Origin of the sequence: Methylomarinum sp. Ch1-1 (assembly GCF_030717995.2) — a bacterium.
Classification (GTDB): Bacteria; Pseudomonadota; Gammaproteobacteria; order Methylococcales; family Methylomonadaceae; genus Methylomarinum; species Methylomarinum roseum.
This window is the reverse complement of sequence record NZ_CP157743.1, coordinates 2,783,246-2,805,668: the sequence shown is the minus strand read 5'-3', so window position 1 is coordinate 2,805,668 and position 22,423 is coordinate 2,783,246. Positions and strand designations below refer to the sequence as shown.

Here is a 22,423-nt window from a genome sequence, read left to right as displayed (position 1 = left end):
CATTGACTCAGAACATGTCTCTCAAACTGTAGGGCAATTTTTTATTCCGAACTCAGTTTATGATAACGCCGGCATGATTAAAATCAATCAGCGCGGTACTTTTCCAGCAATTCCCAGTTTGAACATTTTTGCTGTGTTTAGGGCATGGGGTGTGTCTGTCGAGGAGCGCCGTTCACCCAGCACCTAAATTATGCTGGAATGTAAAATATAGTCCAGTAGCCATGGAATTTAGGTGCTGGGGGCTTGACGGCCGCATCCTTGCTGCCGACATCCTCGTCAAACACACCCCATGCCCTTTTTGAACGCCAAAGTGGGAATTGCTGGTACTTTTCCATCATTTTACATAGCGATCGGATTGCATTTCCATTAATCGCGAGACGGTTCGCTTGAATTCAAACGCTCCTTCGCCCGCCTTATAGATTTCCCGGGGCGGTGCCTCGGCGCTGCAAATGAATTTGACCTTATGTTCGTACAAGGCGTCTATCAGGATTTCAAAGCGCCTCGCTTCATCGCAGTTATCCGGCGCTAATCTCGGGATATCGGCCATTAACACCGTGTTGAACCGCGCGGCGATATGCAGATAATCAGGCGCCCCCAATGATTGCTTGCAAAGCTGATCGAACGAGGTCAGCAAGGTGTCGCCATGCACCGCCGTCAGACTGATGTCCCTGCCGAATACATGAATACTGCCTTTAGACGGTTTTTCCGCCCCGCTGCTATGTAGAAATCGCTGGTTCAGCAAAAAATCCGCCTCGGCGCCTAGCGGGCAGAAATAACGCCGATCTTCAGCTTCCTCGACGGCAAAACGATAATCGACCTGTCCTGCCAATTCGACGATATCGGCCGAATTAAGCAGCAAATCGACGAAAGGCAAAAACTGTTCTCTAAGCAAACCGCCGCGATAAAGATCGGAGGGATGACGATTGGACGTCATCACGGTCACGACGCCGAGTTCGAAAAGGCTGCGAAACAGCCTTTCCATGATCATCGCATCGGCAATATCGGTGACATGAAACTCATCGAAACACAATAATAGCGTCGACGACCTGATTTGTTTGGCCAATGCGGCAATGACGTCACCACGCGGCCGTTTCTCCCAGCGGTGTATGAATTCATGCACTTCCTGCATGAAGGCATGAAAATGCACCCGTCTTTTCTGTTTAACCGGGCAAGCGTCAAAAAACAAATCCATCAACATCGATTTGCCATGGCCGACGCCGCCATAAACATATAAATGTCTACAGCGACCGATTAATTTTTTGCCGAAAACGCGCCGCTGCAGCCTCTCCTGCAACTGTACCCTGTCCAGCACAGCCTGTAAATACTCTAACAGCGCGATTTGATTGGGATCCCGGCGATAATGGTTTTGCTCGATCAATCTGTCATAAGCGCCGCTTAAATCGATCGAGGCGTCGACTGAACTTAATGAATCCGGTTGTAGAAAATATTTTTTCAACATGCTCAGGTTTCGGTATGACTGCCGTCGAGATCGTCCATGCCGCAACAGCGTTGCCGTCGCGGCATGACCATCATGCTTCTTCGTTTACCTGTTCGGCCTTCTGCTGATAACTGTCGAGCTGATCGAAGTTCAGGTAGCGATAGGTGTCGGCGCTGGTTTCATCAATAATGCCGGCATATTGCTTATATTCCTCCATCGTCGGTATTTTACCGAGTAGCGAACAAACTGCCGCCAATTCGGCGGACGCCAGATAAACGTTCGCCCCGGTACCCAAACGATTGGGAAAATTGCGCGTCGAGGTGGAAACCACGGTGGCATTGTCCGCAACCCGGGCCTGGTTTCCCATGCACAACGAACAACCCGGCATTTCCATTCTGGCGCCGACCTTGCCGAAGGTACTGTAATAACCTTCTTCGGTCAGTTGGTTCTGATCCATCTTAGTCGGCGGCGCCATCCATAGGCGAGTCGGTAATTCCCCTTGCTGTTGTTGCAGCAGTTTACCGGCGGCGCGGAAATGGCCGACATTAGTCATGCAGGAGCCGATGAAAACCTCATCGATCTGAGTGCCGGCAACATCGGATAGGGTTTTGACGTCGTCTGGATCGTTCGGGCAGGCTAACAAGGGTTCCTTGATTTCCGACATGTCGATTTCGATGACCTCGAAATATTCCGCATCGGCATCCGCCTGTAATAAACTCGGATTATCCAACCATTCCTGCATCGCCTTGATACGACGCCGCAGGGTTCGGGCATCGCCATAGCCTTCGGCAATCATCCATTTCAACAGCGTGATATTGGAAGTCAGATATTCGCGTATCGGCTCTTCATCAAGACGAATCGTGCAGCCGCCGGCGGAACGTTCCGCCGAAGCATCGGACAGCTCGAAGGCCTGTTCGACTTTTAGATCAGGCAAGCCTTCAATTTCCAGTATGCGTCCGGAAAAGACATTCTTCTTACCTTTTTTCTCGACGGTCAGCAAGCCGCGTTGAATGGCCGCATAAGGAATCGCATTGACCAGATCTCGCAACGTGATGCCGGGTTGCATTTCGCCTTTGAAACGCACCAGCACCGATTCCGGCATATCCAACGGCATCACACCGGTCGCCGCGGCAAACGCAACTAACCCGGAACCGGCCGGAAAGGAAATCCCGATCGGAAATCGGGTATGTGAATCGCCGCCGGTGCCGACGGTATCCGGCAGCAACATTCTGTTCAGCCAGGAATGGATGATGCCGTCGCCGGGACGCAATGAAACACCGCCGCGATTCATGATGAAATCCGGCAGGGTATGTTGCGTTTCGACGTCGACCGGCTTCGGATAGGCGGCCGTGTGACAGAACGACTGCAACACCAAGTCGGCGGAAAAGCCCAGGCAAGCCAGATCCTTCAGTTCGTCACGGGTCATCGGACCGGTGGTGTCCTGGGAGCCGACCGTGGTCATGTGGGGTTCGCAATAAGTGCCCGGCCGCACACCTTCGACGCCGCACGCCTTACCGACGATTTTTTGCGCCAGCGTGTAACCCTTGCCGCTATCGTTAGCGGGAGTCGGACGAAAGAATACTGTCGAAGGCTCTAAGTCCAGCGCCTTGCGGGCCCGGTCGGTCAAGCCGCGGCCGATGATCAATGGAATCCGTCCGCCGGCGCGCACTTCATCGAGTATCGCTTCCGTTTTCAGGGAAAATTCGCAGATTACTTCGTCGGAGTCGTGCCGTTTCACCAAGCCCTGATAAGGATAGATATCGATCACGTCGCCCATGTTCAGATCGCTGACATCGCATTCGAACGGCAAGGCGCCGGAATCTTCCATCGTATTGAAGAAGATGGGCGCGATCTTGCCGCCGATGCAAACGCCGCCGGCGCGTTTGTTCGGGATATAGGGAATATCGTCGCCCATATGCCATAAAACGGAATTGGTCGCCGATTTTCTCGACGAACCGGTGCCGACGACATCGCCGACATAGGCGACTGGAAAACCTTTTTGTTTCAACGCCTCGATTTGTTGCTCGGCATTGGTAATTCCCTCACGCGGCATTTTCAACATCGCCTTGGCGTGCAACGGAATATCCGGTCTGGACCAGGCGTCTTGAGCCGGCGACAAATCGTCGGTATTGGTTTCACCGGTGACCTTGAACACGGTCACGGTCATTTTTTCCGGAACTTGCGGCTTGCTGGTAAACCATTCCGCGTCGGCCCAGGACTGAATGACCTGCTGCGCATAGGTATTGCCCGCTTGCGCTTTTTCGTTGACGTCATGGAAGGCGTCGAATACCAGCAAGGTATGCGACAACGCCTTGACCGCCAATGGCGCCAAGGTTTGATGATCCAGTAACTCGGTCAACGGCGCAATATTGTATCCTCCAAGCATCGTGCCCAACAATTCGGTGGCCCGCTCCGGCGTTAGAATCGGAGAGTCGGCTTCGCCTTTGGCCACCGCAGCCAGAAATCCGGCTTTGACATAGGCAGCTTCGTCGACACCGGCGGGAACACGGTTGGCCAGCAAGTCGAGAATAAACTCTTCTTCCCCGGTCGGCGGCTGTTTGATCAGCTCGACCAGTTGGGCCACCTGTTCGGCGTCCAAAGGCTTGGGAACGACGCCTTCGGCGGCGCGTTCCTCAACGTGTTTACGATATTGTTCTAGCATGATGAATCCTGTTGATTAAATATCTGCGGTCTGTCGCCATCATTAATCGCTACCGACACTTCAGACACGGCGTTAAAGATAGTGTTAATTCTACTCGTTTCACTCCGGCGAGGCCATTTAATCTGGCCACCAGCGGTGTTTACGGCAGTTTGTCGCTTTTTATTTAATTCCAGCAATACCTAATTTGGATAACAAAGAGGCTTGGGGTGTGTTTGTCGATGATTTAATCCGGAAAGCTAAGACTCGCTCCTAAAAACTGAAGAACACGAAATTGTTACCTATACTTTAGATCAGCGTCGCTTGCTGTGCGGCTAAGCAGGCCGATTGGATCGACATTACCTTAATTTGACTAAATAAACCCGAGCCCACCGATGTCCCAACTAGATCGCTTTGAACAGTTGAAAGTCGAATTCAACTTGAAAGACTCCGATTTTTATTTTCTGGATTTAATTCCCCTGATTGACATGATCTGGGCAGATGGAATAAATCAGGAAGGTGAATTAAAAATACTCTATCAATTCGTTATTGAGCATATCGCCAAGCTTGATCAGCTATACGCAACGCCGGTGATTTCGGTGGCCGATGCCAATAGCTTTTTGGATCGTTTCGCCCATCAAAAACCGGATCGGCGCTTGCTCGGGGCGCTGACGACGCTTTTCCTCAGCGAGGATCATCGTCATCGACAAACGATTCTTGACTATTGTATGGATATTGCCGCCGCCTGCACGACTCAGTATCCCTTTGGAATGCATGAAAGAGTGGTGCGGGAAGAGAAGCAATTGCTGGAAAAACTGATCCGAGAGTTGAATATCGCTCCCGAGCGCAAAGGCCCTTATACCGAATGATAGAGAAGCGCCAAGACAGCACCATAGCGGTACTGTCTTGGCCACTGCTTCAGCAGACTATGCCATCGCGTCGATAATTGCCTGACCCATTTCGATGGTGCCGGCTTTGGAAGCCGGATTCAGATCCGGCGTCACAAATTGACCGTCATTAATGACTTTTTCGATCGCTTGCTGCATGCGGGCCGCCGCATCATTTTCGCCCAGATATTTCAGCATCATCACCCCGGCCATCATCACTGCGGTCGGGTTGGCCAGGTTTTTGCCCGCGATATCCGGGGCGCTGCCATGCACTGCTTCGAATAGCGCCGCATCCTTGCCGATGTTAGCACCTGGAATCAGGCCGAGACCGCCGACCAAACCCGCGGTCAGATCGGACATGATATCGCCGAACATGTTGGTGGTGACGACGACATCAAACTGTTGCGGATTCATCACCATATGCATACAGGCCGCATCGATGATTTTTTCGTCGAACTCGATATCGGGATATTTTTGCGCAATTTCCCGGGCGACGTCCAAGAACAGGCCTTGGGTGTATTTGAGGATATTCGCCTTATGGCAAACCGTCACTTTCGAGCGGTTATTGTCGCGCGCATACTGGAAGGCATATTCGATGACCCGCTCAGAGCCTTCGCGGGTGACGACCGCCAGACTCTCGGCGATATCTTTCTTATGGGTCAGATAATGCTCCAGACCGGCATACAAGCCTTCGGTGTTTTCCCTGACGATGACGATATCGACATCTTCGAAACGGGTTTTCACGCCCGGCCAGCTTTTGGCCGGACGAATATTGGCGTACAATTCGTAACGTTTTCTCAGCTCGACATTGATGCTTCTGAAGCCGCTGCCGACCTGCGTGGTTAATGGACCTTTGAAAGCCACACGCGTCTTTTCGATGGATTCCATGGTTTCATCCGGCAACGGCGTACCGTATTTTTCAAAAGCCCCCATACCGGCTTCCGCTTCATGCCAATGAATTTTTGCACCTGATGCGTCAATTACTTTTACCGCGGCCTCCATGATGGAAGGACCGATACCATCACCTTTGATCAACGTGACGTTGTGCATTCAAATCTCCTGAATTGCCAAAATGTGCAGTATGATACACAGTTTCCAAGCATCTTGTCATCTAGTTGCCAAGCTAACCCCTCATCGTTATACATAAGTCTCGTCATACCCGCTGGGATGCGGGTATCCAGGGTCAAGGATGACAGCCCAAATACATCCATGTAGCCTGGATTCCGGCAATCCCTGCAGCAATTCCCATATTTGGCGTTCAAAAAGGGCATGGGGTGTGTTTGGCGAGGATGTCGACAGCAAGGATGCTGCCGTCAAGCCCCCAAGGATGGGTTTACCCAGCACCTAAATTCCATGGCTACTGGACTATATTTTACATTCCAGCATAATTTAGGTGCTGGGTGAACGGCGCTCCTCGACAGACACACCCCATGCCCTAAACCCCGCAAAAATACTCAAACTGAGAATTGCTGAAATCCCTGCCGGAATGACATGGATAACATAAAGATGTGTATAACGATGAGAGCTAACCCAGGGCTCCCTCATTAAAAAATACCTTCTGGGCGGGCCTCCTACGCAAAGCACCGTCTTGCCTTCGGATGTGTCGAGCAGCGTGAAGCGCATCAAAAACCGGTGCGCTTCCTATCGTCAGCACACCCTACCCTACCCGCACCGGTAGGGCGGATCAAGCGCAGCGGATCCGCCAACGTAGGGCGGCTTCGCGAAGCCGCCAAAAACCGCCACCGGAGGCAAAATTGGTCATTGTGGTATCCAGGCGCGCAGCAAAACCTCAATATTCACCCCATGAATGTCAATATTTTCGATTGCAATATCGGCGAATATAGCGGCGGCTGGATCGAAGCCGATCAAATAATTGATATATAGCCCTCCAATATCCCTATTTGTACGGACAGATTTTTGCAGTCAACCGAGGTTTAGTCATGATACTCTGAACAAACTGAAAAACCGTTTTCACCGATAGCGATGACGGCAAACTGGCCTCAAGCTATTCAATCTTTTGAGCTGACAGCGAGGATATCCCATGGCAACGCTTACCCCTCCCTCCAACGGCAGTCCGATAACCATGGAAAACGGCAAACTGGTGGTACCGGACTTGCCGATTATTCCCTTCATCGAAGGCGACGGCACCGGCCCCGATATTTGGCGAGCCACGGTTCGTGTCCTGGATGCGGCAGTCGCGTCCGCCTATCAGGGGCAAAAACAAATTCAATGGCTGGAAATCTACGCCGGCGAGAAAGCCCACCGTCTGTTCGACAGCTGGCTGCCTGACGAAACGGTGGGCGCCTGCCGCGACTACAAAGTCGCCATCAAGGGGCCGTTAACGACTCCGATTGGCGGCGGTATCCGTTCGCTGAATGTCGCGTTGAGGCAAATGCTCGACCTGTATGTCTGTCTGCGCCCTGTGCGCTGGTTTAAAGGCGTACCCTCGCCGGTCAAGAACCCGGCTGCGGTCGACATGGTGATCTTCCGGGAAAATACCGAGGACATCTATGCCGGGGTCGAATTTGAACAGGGCAGCGAAGAAAATGAACGTTTTTTGCAATTGCTGCAGCAACATTTCCCGGATCATTTCAAAAAAATACGCTTTCCTGAAACCTCCGGCATCGGCATCAAGCCGGTATCTAGACAAGGGACGGAACGTCTGGTCCGTGCCGCAATCGAATATGCCCTGGCCAACGGACGTAAAAGCGTCACTATCGTCCATAAGGGCAACATCATGAAATTTACCGAAGGCGCCTTCCGTAATTGGGCTTATGCCCTGGCTGAGCGCGAATTTCCCGAACAAACCTATACCTGGGAGCAGTGGACACGCAGTAAGGAAGCCTCAGGCGAACAAGCCGCTAATCAAGAACAGGCAAAGGCGCTGGCTGAAGGCCGCATCTTGATCAAGGACGCCATCGCCGACATCAGCCTCCAGCAGGTGCTGACTCGGCCGGACGAGTTCGATGTGATCGCGACGATGAACCTGAACGGCGATTACTTGTCCGACGCGTTGGCCGCTCAGGTTGGCGGCATCGGCATCGCGCCGGGCGGCAACATCAATTACCTGACCGGAGCCGCTATTTTCGAGGCGACCCACGGCACCGCGCCGAAATACGCCAATCTGGACAAGGTGAATCCCGGTTCACTGATCCTGTCCGGGGAAATGATGCTGCGCTATCTGGGCTGGACCGAGGCGGCCGACAAGATTATCGACGCCATGGACGCCGTGATCGCCAGTAAACAGGTCACCTATGACTTCGCCCGCCAGATGGAAAACGCCACCGAAGTCAAATGCAGCAAATTCGCCGACGTGCTGATCGAAAACATGTAGCTTAAAACAATGGGGCGGGATGCATATCCCGCCCCCCGCCGCTGTACAAAATTTCGCACAATCCCTGCGGCCGTCATGCCTTCGTCGTTGCTAAACCAGCCTGTCCCCCTTTTTACGTTAATTTCGTTCTCATGTTTATCCGCCAAATTGATTATCTGCTCGCCCTCGCCAAAACCGGCCATTTCGGACGTGCCGCCGAAGCCTGCCATGTATCCCAGCCCGCTTTGTCCACCGCGATCCAGCATCTTGAAGAAGAGCTCGGTATTACCATTATAAAACGTGGCCATCGCTTCCAAGGATTTACCGATGAAGGCGAGAAGGTTTTGCAATGGGCTCGGATTTTAGCCCAAAACTGGGAAGGCATGCGGCAGGCCGCGGCGCAATATAGCCAACAACTGACCGGCATATTGCAGTTGGGGGCGATACCGACGACGCTGCCCGTTACGCCCTTATTGACCGAACCCTGTCAGCTTGAATACCCCGGGATGACAATCAAACTCGTTTCTCATTGCGCCGAGAAGCTAATACGCCTGCTCGACAATTTCGAGTTGGATTTGGCGCTGACCTATTTGGGAGATAGCCGGCTTAAAGGTTTCGCGACTTTATCGCTCTATCGAGAGCGCTATGTGTTGTTGGCGCGCAATCCCGATCCTGGTTTGATAAAAAGCCACTTAAGCTGGCGCGATATCGCTGGATTTCCCCTATGTTTGCTGACCCAAAACATGCAAAACCGCCGGCTGATCGATGCCGCCTTTCGCGAGGCCGATGCCACTCCCAATGTCAAATTGGAAACCGATTCCATTTTTGCCTTATATGCCCATGTCCGTAGCGCCGGGCTATACAGCATCGTTCCGCATAGCATGCTAAGCCAGTTTGAGTTACACCAGGAAGTTACCGCCTTACCGTTAACGCCAGAGTTGTCAAGAGAAGTCGGTTTGATTATGCGTCGACAAAGCACATCTTCCCCGATTCAGGATGCCGCCTGGCAGATCGCTCAACAATTGGATTTACAGCGACGTTTTGATGCAATGATAACCACCGCCTATTAAATCATACTTCAAAACAATTGGACGCACATCGCTGCCTACGCAGACAATAATGCCACCCGGCCGGGAAACATCTGAGCATATCGTTATGCCCAGTCATCCACTAAAATTTAGGTAACAATAAAATGGCTAAAATTGTTTGTGTTCTTTATGACGATCCCATCGACGGCTATCCGACGTCTTATGCGCGCGACGATCTTCCCCAGCCGGAATATTACCCGGACGGTCAAACGCTGCCGACGCCCAAATCGATAGACTTCAAGCCCGGCGTGTTGCTCGGCAGCGTTTCCGGCGAATTAGGGCTGCGCAAATACCTGGAGTCGAATGGCCACGAACTGGTCGTGACCTCCAGCAAGGACGGCGTCGACAGCGTGCTCGATCGAGAATTGCATGATGCCGAAATCGTCATTTCCCAGCCGTTCTGGCCGGCTTATATGACTGCCGAACGCATCGCCAAGGCCAAAAATCTGAAAATGATCATTACCGCCGGTATCGGTTCCGATCATACCGATCTGCAGGCGGCAATAGATCACGGTGTCACCGTCGCAGAAGTCACCTATTGCAACAGCCACAGCGTGGCCGAGCATGTCGTGATGATGACGCTGGCGCTGGTGCGCAACTACATTCCTTCTTACAATCATGTGATCGATGGCGGCTGGAACATCGCCGATTGTGTGGCGCGTTCGTACGACCTGGAAGCGATGAATGTCGGCACGATCGCCGCCGGCCGCATCGGCCTGCGTGTACTGCGTCTGCTAAATCCCTTCGATGTAAAACTACACTATATGGATAGACATCGCCTGCCGGAAGCGATCGAGCAAGAACTCAACCTGACTTATCACGACACTTTGGAAAGCTTAAGCAAAGTCTGTGACGTGGTGACATTGAACTGTCCGTTGCACCCTGAAACCGAGCACATGATCAACGCGCAGTCACTGAAACATTTCAAGCGCGGCGCCTACTTGATCAACACCGCGCGTGGCAAACTATGCGATCGCGATGCCATCGTCGAAGCCCTGGAAAGCGGTCAACTGGCGGGCTATGCCGGCGATGTCTGGTTTCCCCAACCCGCACCGCAAGATCATCCTTGGCGCAGCATGCCCCATCACGGCATGACGCCGCATATTTCTGGCACCAGCCTATCGGCGCAGACTCGATATGCGGCAGGCACCCGCGAAATCCTGGAATGTTACTTCGAAGGGCGTCCCATCCGAGATGAATACCTGATTGTTCAGGGCGGTCAGCTGGCCGGCGTCGGCGCGCATTCCTATAGTGAAGGCAATGCCACCAGTGGCTCCGAGGAAGCCACCAAGTTCAAGCAGGCCTAAAGGCCTAAGCCTAACAACGAGCTGGCTAAGGCATGGCCTATCATGCCCTATGTCCTTCGTTATTAGAATCAACGGTTGAGCGGCGAGACTGCGATATGAATGGCCATATATAGCTTTCACAGTCTCGTCCACCTGGCAGGCAACTACACACCTAATTATCAGTACAGCGGTACAGAGATAACCTTTGTTAAACTCCGGGAGGAAAACATGAATAGAATGAAAGTGACCGAAAAGATCATCGCCAGCAAAATCAGTCAAGGATTAAAATGGAGCGACGTGGCCACGAAGGTCGGTCTGAGCAAGGAATGGGTGACCGCTGCCTGTCTAGGCCAAATGACGCTGGCCGACGACCAGGCCGATATCGTCGGTGAATTATTCGATTTAAGCACAGAAGAAAGAACCTGGCTGACCGTAGTACCTTATAAGGGGGCGACCAGCGACACGCCGGCCGACCCGTTGATATATCGCTTTTATGAATTGATTGGCGTCTATGGACCTACGCTGAAGGAACTCATCCATGAGGAATTTGGCGACGGTATCATGAGCGCCATCGACTTTAAAATGGAAATGGCCCGCGAACCGAACCCAAACGGTGATCGAGTCCAGATCACGATGTCCGGCAAGTTCCTCCCTTACCAGAGTTACTAACGCCGTTTCGGTGCAATAGAGTTGGAGCTATTGCACCCTATCTTTAACCTCAATTCGGTTTAAATAACATGAAGAGCATCAGGCAATGACTTCAGAAAACGCGGACTATATGCGTTCATATATTCTTGAACGCAGCCTCCCTACTGCACGCATTTGTTCTGTCAATACCTGATAAGCATTTATCTCAAATATTAAGAAATTTTCATCCCGAACTCAGGATATCCTTATCAGTCCGGCCAGGTCCATTGGGCGAATTCGGGCTGGTCGACGCCATGCCGGTAGGCGTATTGACTGCATTCGATCTGCATGTCCCGTAGCCTTTCCTTGGCGTGAGCGCCGGCGACCTGCAATCTAGGCACTCGATTGATGACATCGATCGCCAGGCTGAAGCGATCGATTTCGTTGCGTATCGCCAGCTCCAGCGGCGTATTGATACTGCCCTTTTCCTTGTAACCGCGAACGTGCAGATTCTTATGGTTGCTGCGGCGATAAGCCAGTCGATGAATCAGCCACGGGTAGCCGTGAAAATTAAAGATCACCGGTTTATCCTTGGTGAATAGGCTGTCGAAATCGTGATCCGACAATCCATGCGGATGCTCGCTTTCAGGCGTCAGTTTATACAAATCGACGACATTGATGAAACGAATCTTCAAGTCGGCAAAAAACTCCCGCAACAAGGAAATCGCCGCCAATGCTTCCTGAGTCGTCACATCACCGCAACCGACCATGACTGCGTCAGGTTCCTGCCCTTGGTCGTTGCTGGCCCATTCCCAGATACCAATACCCTTGGTGCAATGTTTGATCGCCGCCTCCATATCCAGGAATTGGATGTGTTTTTGCTTGTCGGCGACGATCACGTTGATATCGTTTCTGCTGCGCAAACAATGATCGGCGACCGACAACAGGCTGTTGATATCGGGCGGCAGATAAATGCGGCAAACTTTCGGGTTTTTATTGACGACCACATCCAGGAATCCGGGATCCTGATGGGTGAAACCGTTATGATCCTGGCGCCAAACCGTCGAGGTAATCAATAGATTCAACGACGAAATAGGCGCCCGCCAGGGAATCTCTTCGCTGATCGCCAGCCATTTGGCGTGCTGATTGAACATCGAATCGATGATATGGACAAAGGCCTCATAGCTGGAAAAAAAACCATGGCGCCCCGTTAATAAATAACCTTCCAGCCACCCCTCCAAGGTATGCTCGGACAGCATTTCCATGACTCGACCATGGGGCGACAACTCGCCGCCATCCTCATCTTCCGGCAGATAGCCGCCCATCCAGGTCTTCTTACTGGCCTGATAGATCGCATCCAGTTTATTCGAAGTGTTTTCATCCGGCCCGAACACCCTGAAATTGGTCTTATTCAAACGCATGATATCGCGCAGAAAACAGCCCAATGGTCGAGTATTTTCGGCCTCCTGACGCCCCGGTTTGTCCACCGGAACCGCGTAATCCCTAAAATCCGTCATCCGCAATGATTTACGTAATAATCCGCCGTTAGCGTGCGGGTTGGCGCTCATACGTCGAGTACCTTGCGGGGCCAATGTTTTTAATTCCGGCAGCAAGCGTCCCCTGTCATCGAACAGCTCTTCCGGCCGATAACTGCGCAACCATTCCTCTAGCTGCTGCAGATGCTTGGGATTTTCCTTGACGGCCGCCAGCGGTACTTGGTGGGCGCGCCAATAACCTTCCACCTTGTGCCCATCCACCGTCGCCGGCCCGGTCCAACCCTTGGGGCTGCGCAATACGATCATCGGCCACAGCGGACGACTGACATCGTTATTCGCCCGGGCGCTTTGCTGAATATCCTGGATATCCAACACACATTGTTCCAGCGTCGCCGCCATCTTGCCATGCATGTCCATCGGCTCGCTGCCTTCGACAAAATAGGGTTTCCAACCGTAACCCAGCAATAGATGTTCGAGTTCGTCATGGGGAATGCGGGCCAGTATCGTCGGGTTATTGATCTTGTAGCCGTTCAGATGCAATATCGGCAAGACCGCGCCATCGCGGATCGGATTAAGAAACTTATTGGAATGCCAGGAGGTCGCCAACGGCCCGGTTTCCGACTCGCCGTCTCCGACCACCACCGTCACGATCAAATCAGGATTATCGAAGGCCGCGCCGAAGGCGTGAGAAAGACTGTATCCCAATTCCCCGCCTTCATGTATCGAACCCGGCGTTTCCGGTGTGCAATGGCTGCCGATCCCGCCGGGAAAAGAAAACTCCTTGAAAAAAAGGCGCATGCCTTCTTTGTCTTCGCTTTTGTTAGGATAGATTTCCGAGTAGGTGCCTTCCAGATAAACCGGCGCCAGCACCCCCGGGGCGCCATGTCCCGGCCCCGCCAGGAAAATGGCGTTCAGATCATATTTGTTGATCAACCTGTTCATGTGCACGTAACTGAAACTTAATCCCGGGCTGGCGCCCCAGTGTCCCAGCAAACGATTCTTGATATGTTCCGGCTTGAGCGGTTTTTGCAACAGCGGATTGTCTGTGAGATAGATCATGCCGGCGGCCAGATAATTGCAGGCCCGCCAATACGCGTCCAGCATTTCGTAGTCCGCTCTGTCGTTTTCATTCTTTGCCATTGCCTGCCCCCTTATCGCTTAGATTCAGTCGACCTAAATACTTAACGACAGAGTAACAACTGCTGACGTTAATGTCATCAATACTTTATCCGCCATCCTCACTTAACCGACGCATTTTAGCCACCACTGCGACCAACGCGCCGTCATCCGGCTCGGCATAGCCCATCATATAGCGCATCAACTCGCCGTCTTCCAGCTCCAGCAGTTGCAAAAAAACGTGCCGCTCCGAGGCATCGGCCTGGCAGTAACACTGATCCAGATAACGGCGAAATAGGATGTCCAGTTCCAGCGTCCCGCGCCGACAGCGCCATTTCAACTTGCTCAGCTCTTCCATCAACCCTGTTGTCTTTGCACCAGCTGTTTCTTGATCTCGGCGATGGCTTTGGCCGGATTCAAGCCTTTCGGACAGGTATCGGTGCAGTTCATGATGGTATGACAGCGGTAAAGCTTGAACGGGTCTTCCAATTCATCGAGACGGGCGCCGGTGTTTTCATCGCGACTGTCCGCCAACCAACGATAAGCCTGCAGCAAAATGGCCGGTCCCAAATAGCGCTCGCTGTTCCACCAATAACTGGGACAACTGGTCGAGCAGCAGGCGCACAAAACACATTCATATAATCCGTCCAACTTTGCTCGCTCTTCTTTGCTTTGCAAGCGCTCTCTATCGGCCGGAGGCGGCGTCTGGGTCTCCAGCCAGGGCTTGATCGACGCATATTGGGCAAAAAAATGGGTCATATCCGCCACCAGATCCTTGATCACATCCATATGCGGCAACGGAAATATCTTCACCGCGCCCGAATAATCGGAAATCGCCTTGGTGCAGGCCAAGGTGTTTTTGCCGTTAATATTCATCGCGCAGGAACCGCAGACCCCTTCCCGGCAGGAACGCCGGAAAGTCAGCGTACTGTCGATCTCATTCTTGATTTTCAAGATCGCGTCCAACACCATCGGCCCGCAAGCATCCATGTCGATTTCGTAGACGTCGATGCGGGGCTTCTCGCCGGAATCGGGATCCCAGCGATAAACTTCGAAACGGCGGACATTGCTTGCGCCTTCCGCCGCCTTGAAGGTTTTTCCTTCCGTTATTCTGGAATTTCTAGGCAATGTAAACTCGACCATTAATAAACCCTCTCTTTAGGCGGAAAAGCCTCGACTTCATCGCTTAAGGTGTAAAGATGCACCGGTCGGTAATCGATTTTGACCTGGTTGTTTTCCAGCCACACCAAGGTGTGCTTCAACCAATTATCGTCATCGCGTCCGGGGAAATCCTCGCGAGCGTGGGCGCCTCGGCTTTCCTCTCGTCCATAGGCGGCATTGATGGTCACGGTGGCCTGGCTGAGCAGATTATCCAATTCCAACGTCTCCACCAAATCGGTATTCCAGATCAGCGACTTATCGCTGACCTTAACATCGGCGAAGCTCTCGACCACCTCGGCGATGCCGGCCACCCCCTCGGCCAAGGTTTCCCCGGTCCTGAACACCGCCGCCTTGCTTTGCATCGTTTTCTGCATTTGCAGACGTATATCGGCCGTTTTGCGGCCGCCGTTGGCATGACGGATGCGATCGAATCGCCTCAATGCTTGGTCGCAGGCATCCGAGGCCAGCGGCTTATGCGCCGCGCCGGGTTTGACCAGTTCGGCGCAGCGAATGGCCGCAGAGCGGCCGAACACCACTAGATCCAGCAACGAATTGGAACCGAGACGATTGGCGCCATGCACTGAGACGCAGGCGGATTCACCGATCGCCATCAAGCCGGGCACGACCGTGTCGGGATCGCCGTTTTTTAGCGTCACCACCTCGGCCTTGTAATTTGTCGGTATGCCGCCCATGTTGTAATGCACGGTCGGCAACACCGGTATCGGTTCCTGGGTCACATCGACACCGGCAAAGATGCGCGCGGTTTCGGCGATTCCCGGCAGACGTTCATGGATTATGGCCGGGTCGAGATGTTCGATATGCAGATAGGCATAATCCTTAGTCGGCCCGACCCCACGGCCTTCGTTGATTTCGATGGTGATCGCTCGACTGACCACATCCCGTGAAGCCAAATCCTTGGCCGTCGGCGCATAGCGTTCCATGAAGCGCTCGCCTTCCGAATTAGTCAGGTAGCCGCCCTCGCCTCTGACGCCCTCGGTGATCAGGCAACCGGCGCCGTAGATGCCGGTCGGGTGAAACTGAATGAACTCCATGTCCTGCAGCGGCAACCCTGCCCTTAACACCATCGCATTGCCGTCACCGGTCACGGTATGGGCGGAGGTGCAGGAAAAATAACTGCGCCCGAAACCGCCGGTCGCCAACACCGTCTGATGGGCGCGGAATAAGTGCAGCGTACCATCATCGAGACACCAGGCCAACACGCCGCGGCATTCACCGTCTTCCATGATCAGATCCAGGGCGATGTATTCGATGAAAAACTCGGCATGATGTTTCAGCGCCTGCTGATACAAAGTATGCAAGATAGCGTGACCGGTCACATCGGCCGCCGCGCAAGTTCTTTGCGCCGTCCCCTTGCCGTAATGAGTCGTCATGCCGCCGAAGGCGCGCTGATAGATCTTGCCCTCAGGGGTGCGAGAAAAAGGCACGCCGTAATGTTCCAATTCGATGATGGCCGGAATCGCCTCGCGGCACATATATTCGATCGCATCCTGATCGCCCAGCCAATCCGATCCTTTCACGGTATCGTACATATGGAAACGCCAATGGTCTTCGCCCATGTTGCCTAGCGCCGCACTGATCCCGCCCTGTGCGGCTACGGTATGACTGCGGGTTGGGAACACCTTGGAAATACAGGCCGTTTTCAAGCCTTTTTCGACCATGCCGAAGGTCGCCCTCAGCCCAGCGCCACCGGCGCCGACGACCACGACGTCATGTTTATGTTCGATGATTTTATATTCTGATGACATTGCTTAACCCGCTGAAATAGTACGAAAAATAGCTAGCAAAGCCATCCCCGCCAAAAACAGGCATACCAGCTTGTTGACCCATACCGCGACGATTTTCAGCCATTCGGTCGATACATAATCCTCTATTACGACCTGAACGCCCAGCGCAGCATGATAAAACACGGCGATCGTCCAGGCTGCGATACAGGCCGTATTCAGCGGTTCCGTCAACCAGGCGATCGTTTCGGCATAGGGCGCAACGCTGATCATCTTCAACAATTTAAGCATCCAGACGCTGAGAGGGATCAAAGCGACGGCAGTCACTCGCTGCAGCCACCAATGTCCAGTTCCGGTCTTGGCGGAACCCAGCCCCTGAGCACTAGCTAACGGTGTCTTATATTCCATGTCTGATCCTATAGATAGAGGAAAAAAGTTGCGAGGGTCAACGCAATGGAAGCAAGCAACTCGATAACGGCGTAGCGATTCATCGTGTCGCGCTGAAAACCAGCGCCGCTATCCCAAATCAGATGGCGAACGCCATGACAAAGATGGAAAAACAATGCGTAGATGAAGCCCCAGACTATCAGCTTGAAAACCAGCGTATTCAACGAACCCTGCAGGCTTTGATAGGCGTCTTCTCCGGAAGCCATCATTGAAACGAGATAAACGAAAAAAATCAAACCGATGGATAGCAACACGCCGGTTACCCGATGACTGATCGACATCAGTCCGGTTAATGGCAAACGGTAGACTTGAAGATGGGGGGACAAGGGTCTATTTCTATTCATTGCCAACGATATCCAAAGAGTCGTAAAAAGAACGTAACTATTCAGTATCTTTCAGGGTTTAGGGAGTAGACCATTGATTTCTCGGGACGCGTTCACCCAGCACCTAAATTAACGAAGATTATTAATCATAGCCAATAACCTAGGGTATTTAGGTGCTGGGTGAATACATCCATGTAAGCTCTGGCTGCAACGTCTGACCGTCAGGGACGATGGAAATGCAGATTTTGCAGGAGCAAAAAATCTGCCTGTTGCAGACAGCCCGATAAATCAATAGCCTACTCCCTCTGATAAAAATACGCTGAATAATTACAAAAGAACAAGATTTTATGGCGTTAAAAACGTTCAATGCAGCGAGCGCTTCCGACCTGACATCAGGGCTTGTCAAATCTGGAATAAGCCTGGTTTAGGGGAAAATCATCCTCTGCCCAAATAAACGTTTTTTCGACCCTTTATGCAAGGCCTTGGCCGCCGAATCAGAAATCAATACAACGGCCGTTTTTTTCCCAATCGCCAAAACGAGTGGGTTCGGGTCCTTTGACGCCGCCAATTTCCGGTGTTTGTCCACCGTCCGCCCCGGCATCCTCTTGCCCGGTTTCACTAATGTGTCGATCTTGCGGTTCGCCTGTTTGCTGTTTTTTTATCGTCATCATGCTCACCTAGAGATCAAGACTGTTATAACGCCTTGGCGCCAGCTCTGGCGATATGGCCATCTTCGGCCGAGGTAATCCCGCTGACGCCGATAGCGCCGACTACCTGGCCATTATGCAGTAATGGCACCCCACCCTCAACCGGCAACATCTGAGGCATCGTTAAAAACCCCTGCTTACCATCGGCAACCATTTGTTCCAACGCCTTGGTCGGACTTCTAAACAATACCGCGCATTTCGCCTTGCTGATCGCCACCTCGATACTGCCTAACTGGGCATTTTCACGCTGCAGATAAAGCAAATGTCCACCTTGGTCGACAATCGCGATGACCACATCCCAATTATTGATGCGCGCTTCCGCTTCGGCCGCATTGGCGACCCGTTTCGCATCACCTAACGTCATTCTGTAAATTGTTTCCAAATCATTCCTCCGCCTGAAATATATAAACAATCTTCTTTGCTATCACACTTAGATCATACATTACCGACTTTCAATCGGCACAAAATTTCTTTGTCCCGGTCCCTGATATAACTGTCTGGGCCTACCGATCGGAGTCGACGGGTCGGCCATCATTTCCAGCCAATGCGACACCCAGCCAGCGGTGCGGGCGATCGCAAACATCACAGTAAACATGTCCACCGGTATATTCAGAGCCTTATAAATGATGCCTGAATAAAAGTCGACATTCGGATAGAGTTTCTTTTCAATAAAATAGTCGTCTTTTAGCGCATATTCTTCCAGAGCCAGGGCCAGTTCGAACAAAGGATCGTTCTTATTACAGCCTTCTAAAACCTGGTAACAGGTCTTACGGATAATCGTCGCTCTGGGATCAAAATTTTTATAAACCCGGTGCCCGAAGCCCATCAACCGAAAAGGATCATTTTTATCTTTGGCCTTGGCGATATATTCCGGAATTTTATCAACCGTACCGATTTCGGTCAGCATGCTCAAAACCGCTTCATTGGCGCCGCCGTGAGCCGGCCCCCATAACGCGGCTATACCTGCCGCAATACAAGCATAAGGATTGGCGCCGGTGCTAGCGGCCAAACGCACCGTCGAGGTGCTGGCATTCTGTTCGTGATCGGCATGCAGAATGAACAACAGGTTAAGCGCCTTAACGGCGCATGGATCGATATAATGATTCGGGTCTATATAATTCGGTGACGAACGTGAAAACATCATATTCAGAAAATTTTCACAATAACTAAGATCCACCAGTGGATAGACAAAAGGCTTGCCGACCGAATGCCGATAGGTGGCCGCAGCAATCGTTGGCATTTTACCGATCATCCGAGTCGCACAAATCCTCCGATGCTCTGGATCCTTCATGTTTAGTTCGCTATGGTAAAAGGCCGATAGCGAGCCGACGACCCCGACCAACATCGCCATCGGATGGGCGTCATAATGAAAGCCTTCAAAAAAGCTTCTCAATGACTCATCGAGGATGGAGCGCCTGTTAATTTCATCGCAAAACGTCTCCAACTCTTGTTTCGTCGGCAATTCGCCGTACATCAATAGAAAAGCGACTTCCATGAAGTCGCAATGTTCCGCTAATTGTTCGATCGGATATCCACGATAGAGTAAAATACCGGCATCGCCATCGATAAAGGTGATATTACTTTTGCAGCTGGCTGTCGCGGTAAACCCTGGATCATAGGTAAAACAGTCAAAATCTTTATATAGAGAACGAATGTCAAGCGTTTCTTTGCCTAATGTCCCCTGCAATAACGGATATTCAGCTTCCTGACCAGTCCTATTATGTCGTATCGATATTGTATCTTTTGACATGAAACGCAATTCTCCTGTAACGGTTCAGATGAAGCTAGTGTCTATCTCATCCGTCTCATAGGCCTCCGAGACTTTGTCGCAATAAAAAGAGTTTAGCTTCTTTCGGTCTCAGGATTATTACAACTCCTTTACTTTTAGTCAAAATCCCTTTTAGCCTGAAACGAAAATGGATCTGTATAGTGGCGTTATCGTAGATCGGTTTATTCGATGAGAAAGAATCCGCATGATCGACTCTAGCGGTCTGATGATCGCCTTCGCGGCGCGATTATGGCAGGATTGGAGCTAAACACCGACTCCTTACGGCAAGACTGCAGCAACTCCAGTTTGAGCATTTTAGCGGCATTAAGCACATGAGACCTATCTGTCGAGGACCGCCGTAGCCCCGACCAGGGCTACCTCATTAAATGAATGAGTGGCAAAACAGAAAATTAACAACAAATACGCCTAAAGTAAGTTAAACGTTTAGGGTGTGTTATATAACCCGCCCCGCGTGCAGGTTTTTGGCGGCTTGCTTCGCGAAGCCGCCCTACGATGCGGTAGGGTGTGCTGACGATAGGAAGCGCACCATTTTTGATGCGCTTCACACTGTTCGGCACATCCGAAGGCAAGACTCCATTGGCATCGCAACCGTAGGGTGGATTCGCCGCCAGGCAATCCGCCTGGATACGCACAACGGCCAATTTTGTCCCGGTGGCGGTTTTTGGCGGCTTGCTTCGCGAAGCCGCCCTACGATGCGGTAGGGTGTGCTGACGATAGGAAGCGCACCATTTTTGATGCGCTTCACACCGTTCGGCACATCCGAAGGCAAGGCTACCTTGGCATGCAACAGGATTCGCCGCCAGGCAATCCGCCTGGATACGCACAACGGCCAATTTTGCCTCCGGTGCGGGGTTTGGCGGCTTGCTTCGCGAAGCCGCCCTACGATGCGGTAGGGTGTACTGACGATAGGAAGCGCACCATTTTTGATGCGCTTCACACTGTTCGGCACATCCGAAGGCAAGACTCCATTGGCATCGCAACCGTAGGGTGGATTCGCCGCCAGGCAATCCGCCTGGATACGCACAACGGCTAATTTTGCCTCCGGTGCGGGGTTTGGCGGCTTGCTTCGCGAAGCCGCCCTACGATGCTATTTCTGCGAAAGCTTGTTTTGGGCATCCCAGCCCAAGCAAGCGGCAGAAATTACGTGGCGTTTATTGCCTCCGGCGGCCCCGATTCGTCCTGCGTCCGTGCCACTCCGCCATATCATCGTAAACTCGATGCTGGCTCCGTCGCACTCCCACAAATGACTTGACGGCGTTTCGGGAGACCTTTTATTTTGTCTCCACCTTCGCTCTCGCTTCGATTCCGACAAAACAATCGGCCCTACGCCTATCGGGGACTAAAAATCTTCACTTCGCTGGCGCTCCGTTTCCAAGATTTTCAATGGAGGACCGAACTTACCCTAATCGAACATGAAGCAAAAAAGCAGTTATTTTCGGCCACATCCTTACTCGCTTTACAGACTATTTCATTGATTGAGTTGAATTGCCTTAACGACTTGATGAAGCCAGAAACTTCAGCATAACATTGTTTAATTGCGGCCATTTCGCATGGATTTTCTCCCCTTCACAGTACCAGGTTTTTACTTCGTTTTTACAATCGGTATAAGCGATACAGCCATTTTCTAAGGTTTTCGGAATCGGCGAGCAATCGTTACAGGCGGCCCACCATCCGGAAGCTTCCGAACCGTAACCTGGAAACAGATGGTCGTTTTTACTATGCATGACCATCACGGAAATCGGTTCTGGGCAGCTATGCGTTTTCAAATCGCGATAGCTGACACCCGCGGCGCTAGGCGCGATAGCCGAGGGAATATGCCGGGTTCCGTTCATGAACGCCAACGCCATCGCGACGGTGCCGCCGTCGGAATGCCCTGTTAGATAAATCCGTTTTTTATCGATGCACCATTTTTTAGCGACCTGCTCCGGAATGCTTCCTAGCTCAACGGTGGAAGAAGTCGATAATTCAGGATGATCGGCATAGGCAACAATAAACCCCAATGAAGTCGCCTGATATGTCAGCCCCGTCATTCTTTCAGTTTTGGCGCGATTAGCTTGAGCGGGCGCATAGACGACCAACAAAGGATGTGCAAACGTGGCGTCATAATTCAGCGGGGTACGGACATTATATTTGATTCCTCCTGGCGTTTCTTCGCCGTAAGTCGCGCCTTTTTGTCCCTGAAAACTTCCAGGAGAGCAACTTTGTCTTTCAACACCAGCATAGGATGTCGTGCCCATTTTGGCGAATTCATCATCGTCGTCGACCAACAGTAGCAGAATAACCACTACGATGGGCGCCAGCATAATTATCACTTCATACTTGCGCATGGTAGCGAATTTAGACTTAAGTCTCGTTAACATAGCCG

The 22,423-nt window shown here is 52.0% G+C and carries 18 protein-coding genes; 5 read left to right on the top strand and 13 right to left on the bottom strand.

Annotation, left to right across the window (positions count from 1 at the left end; genetic code table 11):
* Positions 1-334: 334 nt before the first annotated feature.
* Positions 335-1,459 (bottom strand): cell division protein ZapE, encoded by a 1,125-nt coding sequence (gene zapE, locus Q9L42_RS12885; protein ID WP_305907987.1) that lies wholly within the window; start codon positions 1,457-1,459, stop codon positions 335-337.
* Between the two features lie 70 nt (positions 1,460-1,529).
* The gene (gene acnB / locus Q9L42_RS12880) at positions 1,530-4,100 is read right to left on the bottom strand and encodes a bifunctional aconitate hydratase 2/2-methylisocitrate dehydratase (protein ID WP_349431195.1); all 2,571 of its coding nucleotides are present in this window, start codon (positions 4,098-4,100) and stop codon (positions 1,530-1,532) included.
* Between the two features lie 371 nt (positions 4,101-4,471).
* Here acnB and Q9L42_RS12875 point away from each other — a divergent pair, with 371 nt between their 5' ends.
* A complete protein-coding gene (locus Q9L42_RS12875) occupies positions 4,472-4,945 on the top strand; it encodes a hypothetical protein (RefSeq protein WP_305907988.1) in 474 nt (157 codons plus the stop codon).
* A 57-nt stretch (positions 4,946-5,002) separates the two neighbouring features.
* Here the strand turns inward: Q9L42_RS12875 and Q9L42_RS12870 are convergent, their stop codons facing one another.
* A complete protein-coding gene (locus Q9L42_RS12870; protein ID WP_305907989.1) occupies positions 5,003-6,013 on the bottom strand; it encodes an isocitrate/isopropylmalate dehydrogenase family protein in 1,011 nt (336 codons plus the stop codon).
* A 991-nt stretch (positions 6,014-7,004) separates the two neighbouring features.
* Here Q9L42_RS12870 and icd point away from each other — a divergent pair.
* From icd to cynS, 4 genes are all read left to right on the top strand, one after another.
* The gene (icd, locus tag Q9L42_RS12865; RefSeq protein ID WP_305907991.1) at positions 7,005-8,297 is read left to right on the top strand and encodes an NADP-dependent isocitrate dehydrogenase; all 1,293 of its coding nucleotides are present in this window, start codon (positions 7,005-7,007) and stop codon (positions 8,295-8,297) included.
* A 131-nt stretch (positions 8,298-8,428) separates the two neighbouring features.
* Complete coding sequence (locus tag Q9L42_RS12860; protein WP_349431194.1) at positions 8,429-9,346, top strand: LysR family transcriptional regulator; 918 nt, start codon at positions 8,429-8,431, stop codon at positions 9,344-9,346.
* A gap of 122 nt (positions 9,347-9,468) precedes the next feature.
* Positions 9,469-10,671, top strand: a complete 1,203-nt coding sequence (locus Q9L42_RS12855) for an NAD-dependent formate dehydrogenase (RefSeq protein ID WP_305907992.1) — start codon at positions 9,469-9,471, stop codon at positions 10,669-10,671.
* A gap of 207 nt (positions 10,672-10,878) precedes the next feature.
* Positions 10,879-11,319 carry a cyanase gene (cynS, locus tag Q9L42_RS12850; RefSeq protein ID WP_305907993.1) on the top strand — a complete coding sequence of 147 codons (441 nt, stop codon included), beginning with the start codon at positions 10,879-10,881 and terminating at the stop codon, positions 11,317-11,319.
* Between the two features lie 227 nt (positions 11,320-11,546).
* Here cynS and Q9L42_RS12845 read toward each other — a convergent pair whose 3' ends face one another.
* The 10 genes from Q9L42_RS12845 to Q9L42_RS12800 all read right to left on the bottom strand — a co-directional run bounded on the left by Q9L42_RS12845 (position 11,547) and on the right by Q9L42_RS12800 (position 22,418).
* Complete coding sequence (locus Q9L42_RS12845; protein WP_349431193.1) at positions 11,547-13,913, bottom strand: phosphoketolase family protein; 2,367 nt, start codon at positions 13,911-13,913, stop codon at positions 11,547-11,549.
* A gap of 85 nt (positions 13,914-13,998) precedes the next feature.
* Entirely contained in the window at positions 13,999-14,247 is a 249-nt protein-coding gene (locus Q9L42_RS12840) for a succinate dehydrogenase assembly factor 2 (RefSeq protein WP_305907994.1), read from the bottom strand.
* On the bottom strand, positions 14,247-15,032 hold the full coding sequence (locus Q9L42_RS12835) for a succinate dehydrogenase iron-sulfur subunit (protein ID WP_305907995.1): 786 nt from the start codon (positions 15,030-15,032) through the stop codon (positions 14,247-14,249). Before Q9L42_RS12835 ends, Q9L42_RS12840 begins: the two co-directional genes overlap by 1 nt.
* Positions 15,032-16,816 (bottom strand): succinate dehydrogenase flavoprotein subunit, encoded by a 1,785-nt coding sequence (gene sdhA, locus Q9L42_RS12830; protein ID WP_305907996.1) that lies wholly within the window; start codon positions 16,814-16,816, stop codon positions 15,032-15,034. The genes Q9L42_RS12835 and sdhA overlap by 1 nt, the downstream gene beginning before the upstream one ends.
* A gap of 3 nt (positions 16,817-16,819) precedes the next feature.
* On the bottom strand, positions 16,820-17,200 hold the full coding sequence (gene sdhD / locus Q9L42_RS12825; protein ID WP_305907997.1) for a succinate dehydrogenase, hydrophobic membrane anchor protein: 381 nt from the start codon (positions 17,198-17,200) through the stop codon (positions 16,820-16,822).
* 8 nt (positions 17,201-17,208) lie between these two features.
* Entirely contained in the window at positions 17,209-17,583 is a 375-nt protein-coding gene (sdhC, locus tag Q9L42_RS12820; RefSeq protein WP_305907998.1) for a succinate dehydrogenase, cytochrome b556 subunit, read from the bottom strand.
* A 473-nt stretch (positions 17,584-18,056) separates the two neighbouring features.
* Complete coding sequence (locus tag Q9L42_RS12815) at positions 18,057-18,230, bottom strand: DUF1674 domain-containing protein (protein WP_349431192.1); 174 nt, start codon at positions 18,228-18,230, stop codon at positions 18,057-18,059.
* 25 nt (positions 18,231-18,255) lie between these two features.
* Complete coding sequence (locus tag Q9L42_RS12810) at positions 18,256-18,651, bottom strand: GlcG/HbpS family heme-binding protein (RefSeq protein WP_349431191.1); 396 nt, start codon at positions 18,649-18,651, stop codon at positions 18,256-18,258.
* Between the two features lie 60 nt (positions 18,652-18,711).
* A complete protein-coding gene (locus Q9L42_RS12805) occupies positions 18,712-20,019 on the bottom strand; it encodes a citrate synthase (RefSeq protein ID WP_305908000.1) in 1,308 nt (435 codons plus the stop codon).
* Positions 20,020-21,548: 1,529 nt separating this feature from the next.
* Entirely contained in the window at positions 21,549-22,418 is an 870-nt protein-coding gene (locus tag Q9L42_RS12800; RefSeq protein ID WP_349431190.1) for an alpha/beta hydrolase family esterase, read from the bottom strand.
* Positions 22,419-22,423: the final 5 nt, after the last annotated feature.

Coding starts and splice junctions, on each gene's coding strand:
- zapE (WP_305907987.1), bottom strand. CDS start 1,459: ATGTTGAAAAAATATTTTCTACAACCGGATTCATTAAGTTCAGTCGAC.
- acnB (WP_349431195.1), bottom strand. CDS start 4,100: ATGCTAGAACAATATCGTAAACACGTTGAGGAACGCGCCGCCGAAGGC.
- Q9L42_RS12875 (WP_305907988.1), top strand. CDS start 4,472: ATGTCCCAACTAGATCGCTTTGAACAGTTGAAAGTCGAATTCAACTTG.
- Q9L42_RS12870 (WP_305907989.1), bottom strand. CDS start 6,013: ATGCACAACGTCACGTTGATCAAAGGTGATGGTATCGGTCCTTCCATC.
- icd (WP_305907991.1), top strand. CDS start 7,005: ATGGCAACGCTTACCCCTCCCTCCAACGGCAGTCCGATAACCATGGAA.
- Q9L42_RS12860 (WP_349431194.1), top strand. CDS start 8,429: ATGTTTATCCGCCAAATTGATTATCTGCTCGCCCTCGCCAAAACCGGC.
- Q9L42_RS12855 (WP_305907992.1), top strand. CDS start 9,469: ATGGCTAAAATTGTTTGTGTTCTTTATGACGATCCCATCGACGGCTAT.
- cynS (WP_305907993.1), top strand. CDS start 10,879: ATGAATAGAATGAAAGTGACCGAAAAGATCATCGCCAGCAAAATCAGT.
- Q9L42_RS12845 (WP_349431193.1), bottom strand. CDS start 13,913: ATGGCAAAGAATGAAAACGACAGAGCGGACTACGAAATGCTGGACGCG.
- Q9L42_RS12840 (WP_305907994.1), bottom strand. CDS start 14,247: ATGGAAGAGCTGAGCAAGTTGAAATGGCGCTGTCGGCGCGGGACGCTG.
- Q9L42_RS12835 (WP_305907995.1), bottom strand. CDS start 15,032: ATGGTCGAGTTTACATTGCCTAGAAATTCCAGAATAACGGAAGGAAAA.
- sdhA (WP_305907996.1), bottom strand. CDS start 16,816: ATGTCATCAGAATATAAAATCATCGAACATAAACATGACGTCGTGGTC.
- sdhD (WP_305907997.1), bottom strand. CDS start 17,200: ATGGAATATAAGACACCGTTAGCTAGTGCTCAGGGGCTGGGTTCCGCC.
- sdhC (WP_305907998.1), bottom strand. CDS start 17,583: ATGAATAGAAATAGACCCTTGTCCCCCCATCTTCAAGTCTACCGTTTG.
- Q9L42_RS12815 (WP_349431192.1), bottom strand. CDS start 18,230: ATGACGATAAAAAAACAGCAAACAGGCGAACCGCAAGATCGACACATT.
- Q9L42_RS12805 (WP_305908000.1), bottom strand. CDS start 20,019: ATGTCAAAAGATACAATATCGATACGACATAATAGGACTGGTCAGGAA.
- Q9L42_RS12800 (WP_349431190.1), bottom strand. CDS start 22,418: ATGTTAACGAGACTTAAGTCTAAATTCGCTACCATGCGCAAGTATGAA.